The following is a 7,229-nucleotide window of genomic DNA, read 5'->3' on the forward strand; positions in this document are numbered from 1 at the left end:
GGTCGGGGCCTCCACCACCGACTCCCGCAGCAGCAGCGGGTTGTACGTGTAGATGACCCGGTTCCCGCGGCCGTCGGTCCGGCGGGTGAGCTTGCCACCCTTGGCGTAACCGAACGTCGTCGTGATCGACGTCGAGGCGTCCACCGGCTCGGTGACGGTCCGCAGCTGACTGAGAGCGTCGTAGGTGGCGGTGGTCGTCCAACCCAACGGACCGGTCTCCGACACCGGGTTACCAACAGCGTCGTAGGCGGTCGAGGTCGACCGCAGCTCCACCTCCGCGGACGAGTACTGGGCGACCTCGACCTGCCGGCCGGCACGGTCGTAGGTGGTCCGGGTGGAACGACCGAGGGGGTCGGTGACCTCCACCAGCCGGCCGGCGAGGTCGTAGCCGTAGGTCGTGAGGTCGTTGGTCTCGGTCCGGCTCTCGATCAGATCACCGGCCTGGTTGTACACCGCGGTCTGCGACTGCCCACCGGCCGCGTTCGCCGGGGTGCGGACCTGGACCAGGTCACCGGCGTTGTTGTGCACCGTGTAGGTGGTGAACGTCGCCGCCGGGGTCCGCTCGGTCTGCGTGGTCGCCCAGACCCGGTCGAGGTCGTCGTAGGCGTAGAACGTCCACGCGCCGAGCTGGTCGACGGTGGACACGACGTTGCCGACGTCGTCGTAGAGGATGCGGCTGACACCGGCGGTAGCCGAGCCGACCTGCGGGTCGGTGACGGCGACCGGGCGGTTGAGCTTGTCGTAGACGGTGGTGGTCGTCTCGCCGCGGGCGTCGGTGTGGGTCAGGACGTTGCCGTTGTCGTCATAGGTCCACGACTCGGTCGGAGTGATCGCCGACCCGCCGGGCGGGGTGTACGGCTGCCCCGACCGCCCGGTGACCTGACCGGCCGCGTTGTACGTGATCGAGGTGACGTTGCCGCGCGGGTCACGGTCACGGATGACCTCCCCGAAGACGTTGAGGATCCCGTCGACGGTCTGCGTCTGGTCGGTCGGGCTGCCGCTCCACTCCTCGACCGCCACCAGCGGCGACGTCGTCCGTGACGTCACCCCGATCTGGTTCGTCGCGACCGTCGTCGTGAACGCCGCGTTCGGCGGGCCGCCGGCGACGTAGCCGCGGGGGTCGGTCACACCGGTGACGAAGCCCCGCTGGTCATGCTGGATGGTCGTGACGTAGGTGGCGGTGCCGTCACCGAACACCGTTTCCGAGGTCGGGCGGGAGGCGTCGTCGTAGGCGACGTCGACCCGCTCGGTGGCGGCCGTGCCGGCGGCGCCGAGCACCGTCGACGTCACGTTGTCGCCGGCGTCGTAGGTGTAGGTCGCGGTCCGCGCCACCGAGCCGGGGGCGACCGTGTTGGAGGTGACCCGTCCGGCGGCGTCGTAGGCGGTCTCCGCGGTGCGCAGCCCACCACCGGTGCTGGTGGACGTCGGGTTGCCGGCGGCGTCGTAGGTCCGGTCGACCAGGACGATGTCGTAGGCACCCGGGCCCGACAGGACACCGTTGGTCAGGTCCGGCGGGCGGTACCCGCGCAGGATCTCCTGGCGGGGCAGGTCGTCGAGCCAGTAGGTGTGGTCGGTGGTGCGGCCCTCGGCGTCGGTCACCGAGGCGAGCCGGCCCGCCGGGTCGTAGGCCCGCGACTCCGCAAGCAGGTCACGCGGTGTCGAGCCAGCGACCGGGTCGTCGACGAAGTCCTCGACGGTCGTCGTCGCCAACAGGTTCTTCGCGGTGTACGTGTAGGTGGTGACGGTGCCGTTGCCGTCGGTCCTGGTGGCGATGTTGCCGTTCGGGTCGTAGGTCAGCGAGGTCGTCGACGCCGCCGACGTCCCGGCGGCGATGGTCTGCGACGTCTGCTGGTCGGCGTTGTCGTAGGTGTAGGTGGTGGTCCGGGCGGCGTCACCGCCGGTCGAGTCGGAGACGACGACCTGGGTGAGGTTGCTGTTCAGGTCGTAGCTGTTCGTCGTGACGGCTGTGCGGGTCGTCGAGTTGATCGGGTTCGTGACCCCGGGAGCGGTGACCGTGGCGACCCGGGAGAGCTTGGTGTACGTCGTCGTGGTCGTCAGACCCGACGGGTAGGTGTCGGAGATCTCCCGCGACGTCAGCCGCCGGCCGATCTCGTCGTAGGTGTACTCGTGCACCAGCCCGGCCGGGTCCTGGTCACGGCGCAGGTCGCCCTTCGAGTCGTAACCGAAGGTCGTGACCTTGCCGCGGGCGTCGGTCTGGCTGGCCAGCAGCCCCCGTGGCACGGTCCCACCGCCGGTCACGGCGGCTTCGGTGCCGTTCGTGAACGCCGAGCTGGTGGTTCGTCCGGTCGGGAAGTCCGGCGTGGACGGTGTGCGGGTCTGGATCAGGTCGCCGGCGGCGTTGTACGTGTACGTCGTCCGGTAGACGTCGTGGGTCGGCGACGACGACCGCGCGTCCCGATACGCGGTGATCAGGTCGTTGCGCGGATCACCCGGTGCGCCGACGAAGTAGCTGTAGTACTCCGTGTTCAGTACGGGGCTGGTGCCGACCATCGCCCGGGTGGTGGTGCGGGACAGCACGTTGCCCCGGGTGTCGGTCTGCATCGACAGCAGGTTGTTGTTCTCGTCGCGGACCTGGGTGAGGAAGCCGCGGTCGTTGTAGCTGAACGTCCGCTCGTCGGTGCCGTCGAGCCGGGAGATCAGCTGCCCGTTCTGGTACTTCCAGTCGGTCGCGTGCCCGCGCGGGTCGGTGATGCGAATCGTGGTCGTCGCGCCGGTGGCGTGGATGGCGAAGGTGGTGCGGCGCGCCAGGCCGTCCTCACGCCAGGCGACCGTGCCGTCGGTGTTGTAACCGACCTTGGTGTCGATGTTGCCGCGCGGCAGATTGATCTGGGTCAGCCTGCCGTTCGCGCCACCGCTCGTGCCGTAGGTGTAGGTCAGCGGTGTCGTCGAGTGCGGCGCCGTGACGCTGGTCAGCCTGCCGGAGGTGTAGCCGTAGTTCCAGGTCAGCGCACCGCTGTGGGCTGCGACTGATGCCGTCGCCACGGAGCTGACGCGGCCGCCGGACCAGCCGAAGGTCAGGGCTCGCCCGCTGGTCACACTCGTCGCCGAGGTGAGCCGGGCGTTGCCGTCATAGGCGAGCTGCAGCTGCCGCGCGGCGGAGTCGGTGACCTTCGTCAGCCGTCCGTCCGACCGGAACGCGTAGGAGCTGCCGCCCTTCTCCGTGAGGATGGTCGCGGCCGAGAGGACCAGGTTGTCGAGCCGGCCGGCGCCGGTGGCCTCGGCGAACGGGCCGGCGCGGCTGCCGTAGTACACCGACGGGTCGTTCACCAGCAGGATCTGCGTCCCGTTACGCAGCACCCGGATCTGCGCGCCGTTCGTCTCGACCCGCAGCACGTCCGCCGCGGTACAGCAGGTACCGGCCGCCGAGGTCGCCACGGTCGTCTCGACGTTGTCGTCCCGCTTGACCAGCTGCCAGGTGCCGGCGGACGGCTGGGCGACGAGCCGCCAGTAGTTCGCCGGGTCGGCGTAGCGGAACGCCAGCCCCAGGCCGGCCTGGGCGACCGGCATCGTGAACGAGAACGCCCCGTCGGCCGCACCGGACACCGTCGCCACGTTCCGGGTGCCGGACGCCGTCGCCAGGTAGGCGGCGTTTCCGTTGACACCCCAGGCCGCGCTGCCGACGTTCTGCCACTTCTCGCCGTTGTCCGTGGTGCCCAGCGACGTCGTCGAGTTGGCCCGGGTGATCGTGTCGCGATGCTGGTCGTCAATCAGGGTGATCGACCCGATACGGCCGGAACCCGCGCTGGCCCAGTAGATGCCGGCCCGGGTGACCGTGCTGAACGCAGAGTCGGTGGCGGACCCGACGACCTGGTTGTTCCGCAGCACCGTGAGCTGGCTGCCCGACGTCGTCACGGCGTAGGTGTCGTTCGCGGAACAGCAGGCGTTCGCGATCGTCGCCACCTGCGTCTCGAAACCCGACACCCGCTTCGCCAGCACAAGCGAGTTGGTGGACGGTTGGACGTACAGCATCCACATGTTGTCGATGTCCTGCACGCGGAACGACACCCCGATGCCGTCCTGGGCCACCGGAGCGGTGAAACGGATGGTCCCGTCGGCGGCGGCCGGCATCACCGCCGCATTGCGCTGCCAGATGGAGCCGGAGACCAGATAGGCGTTGTTGTTCGAGATTCCCCAGGTGCCGTCGAGAACCTGCCAGCTCTCACCGGTGTCCGCGAGCCCGAGCGACGTCGTCGAGTCCGCGCTGGTGAAGGAGGCGATTCTGGGCGCTGGCGCCTGCAGGAGTGAGTACACGCCCTGGGGCGGTGCGAAAGTGCCGTCGGTGTTGCGGCCGAAGCGCTCGACCCGGCCGTCCGCCTTCCGTACCAGGATGTCGCCGTCACCGGCGGCCTCGGGGTTCGCCGACCTGTCGAACTCGGAGGTCCAGCCGGGGCCGAAGATGCCGTCGGAACTGCTGAGGCTGTTGTAGGTACGGGAGACCGACAGCGCCGGGCCGACCCCGGAGACCGCGGCGTCGGTGACCATCGAGCTGTAGTTCTGCGCCAGTGGATGCACATGGGAGACGGGTGGGACGTAGGGGTCCCGCCCCAGACTGGCCTCGGTCGTCGACTGGGCGGCCACTGGCCGGACGGCGATGGGTCCCAGCCAGGAGCTCTGGTACAGGCCGTCGCTCACCCGGACGCGCCAGTAGTAGATCGTTCCCCAGGTCAGTGCTCCGGCGGGCGGCTGCCAGGTCGTTCCGGACTGCCATCCGGAGTCCCAGCAGGAGCCGGACGCCGCGTCCGTTCCGGTGCAGAGCTGGAACTGGAAGGTGAGGGGGTTGGGCGCGTTGTCCGGGTCGCTGCCGCTGGCGGACAGGGTCGGGCGCAGGCTGGAGACCTCGGTGCCGTTCGGCGGCGCGACACCGGTGACGAGGGGCTGCGCGGCGCTGAGGGTCAGCGGTGTGCTCATGTAGTCGACGCCCCAGGACGAGAACCAGGCGACGCCCGACTGCTTCATGTCCCAGCGGATCTCGTACGTCCCGGCCGGAAGCGGGTCGACCGTCGCCAGGAGATCGATCGTGCCCCCTGGGTTGACCGCGACGGGCAGGTTCGTCTCCGCGCCCTCCTGGTCGTAGAGGACGCCGTTCTGGTAGACGTGGTAGGCCAGCTTGAACGCGCTGTTCGCCGCCCACGCCGTCTGCCCCGAGTTCTTGACCCTGACCATGACGGTGCCGGGTGTCGTCGCCGTCGGCATGGTCACCCACTGCGGGGCGCCGTTCGGGTACGAGTACTGGGCTCCGTTGGAGGACCAGTTGATTTCCAGTTTCGGTCGGAAGTCCGAGGGGGGGTCGGCCGGGTTGCACCAGCAGTCCGCCGTGTAGAACGCCTTGCGCGCGTTGTCGTTCGTCTCCGAGGCGGTGACCGCGAGGCCGAAGTTGGCGTACGCGTTGTGGGTCCACAGGTGGACCAGGTCGCGCAGGCGGTCGTCGCTGTTGCCGATGTACTCCCACTGCGGAAGACACGCGGGGTTGCCCTGGTCGCGCGCGAAGGTGCCCTCGGCGACGACGGGGCCCATGGTCGCCCCGGGCCAGGTCATCGTGTACCCGTTCCAGGGGATCAGCACCTGTCGCAGGGACACTGGATACGGGGTGCACCCGCCGGCCGAGTCGTAGTTGAAGATCTTCAGATGGGCGTTGGTGATGTGCGCGTTGCTGAGCTCGGAGCGGCCCGGGAAGTTGAGATAGCCACGCTGCACGTCCGTCTGGTACTTACCGGCGTAGAACGCGGGGAGAGTTGAGTAGTTCGTGTTCGGCTGCAGGGAGGAGATGTAGGTGTCGTCACCTCCGACGTACACCGAGTCACCGATGACCGCCGGGTCCACCCGGATGGGATAGACGCGGGCCGGGTCGTTCAACCAGGCGCGGTCGAGCTCGACCCGCAGGACCTGGCCGCCGTCCTCGCCCTCGACGAGGCTGTAGACGACACCGTCCGACGTCGCGGCCATGCCACCCTCGGTGCGCGAATCCTCCATCCACCCGGGCGGAACCACACCACGCGCCTCGCCGGCAGCGTCCTCCAGGAGAACCTGGCGGCCGTCGAGGCGGGCCGTGAGGCCCTCCATCTCCAGCGGGAACTCCCAGACGGTCGGCGCGTCGGCCGACCGCAGGACGATGACTTCCTTCATCCCGCCCGCGACGGCACCGAGCTCCAGATCAGCCGATTCCCGGATGTCGGCGAAGGTCGCCTTGGGCCCGTCCACCTCCGCCCGGGACGATGCTGCGCCGACGAGCCCGAACGAGAACGACGTCCCCTCACCGAGCTCGATACGGCCCAACCGCGGATCCTTCGCGTCCTGGGCGACCTCGACCACATGCTCGGTCGACGCCGAGCGCAGACGGCCCGCACCGGCCTGCTCCAACGCCGTGTCGATGTCGACCCACTCGCCGCGGGCGTCCTGGAAACGCGCCGGGCCCATCGAGGTCTCGGTCGTGAGCGACCCGTCCGGGTTGCGGAACTCGCGTGTGCTCTCGGTACGCCGTTCCACCAGCTCGGTCCGACCCGCCTGCGGCTTGCCGTCCCGGGCCGGGCCACGGTCTGGCCGAACCGTCCGGGACTCACCGAACTCCGCACGCATCTCGCCACCGGGCCGCGCCGCCGCCCCGCCCGCGGGCGCTGTGCCGCCGCCGGCCGCCGCCGGTGGCGGGGACGGCTTCAGGGACGCCTGCGGATCAGTGAGGCGGACATCGCCGAGCCCCGGGGTGGTCGGTACGGCGCCCGGCAGGTCCGGGACCGCTCGCTCGACCGCTGCCGCGTCGGGGGCCTGCACCGCCTGGGTGGCTTCCGTGGGCACCTCGTGCCCGCGGCCCTCGGCCGAGCCCGAGCTGCTCTCCGGGAGGTTCATGTCCCGGAACGGGTTCTCCTGGGAGATGGGTCGGCGTCCGCTGCCGTCGCGGGTGCGTTCGACGACGACCATCGCGACGATCANGATCACCGGGATCAGCAGGAGCGCCACCGCCTGGAGCCGGCCGGGGCGGGCGCGGCGGCGTCGGTGGCGGCGTCCGCTGGGGTGCGGGTCCGGTCGGGAGGCGGGGTCGGGGGCGGGGGCGGGCAGGTGCCGGCCGGGCATGGGGGCTCCGAGATCCGTATGGATGTCCGTGGGCGGAGACATCCGCGAGTGGGCACGGTGACGGACCGTGCCGGATCACGTCGCGGGCACGGGTGCAGCCCCTGGCCGCCGCGGGTGTGCGGGCGACGGCCAGGGGGTGGCCG

Annotated in this window: 1 protein-coding gene; it reads right to left on the reverse strand. The window is 70.3% G+C overall.

What is annotated here, in order from left to right; all coding sequences use genetic code 11:
- Positions 1-7,128: DNRLRE domain-containing protein (locus tag B207_RS0131725; protein WP_456095358.1), on the reverse strand; the 7,128-nt coding region annotated here is incomplete at its 3' end.
- Positions 7,129-7,229 lie beyond the last annotated feature (101 nt).

Source organism: Parafrankia elaeagni (assembly GCF_000374165.1).
Lineage (GTDB): Bacteria > Actinomycetota > Actinomycetes > Frankiales > Frankiaceae > Parafrankia > Parafrankia elaeagni.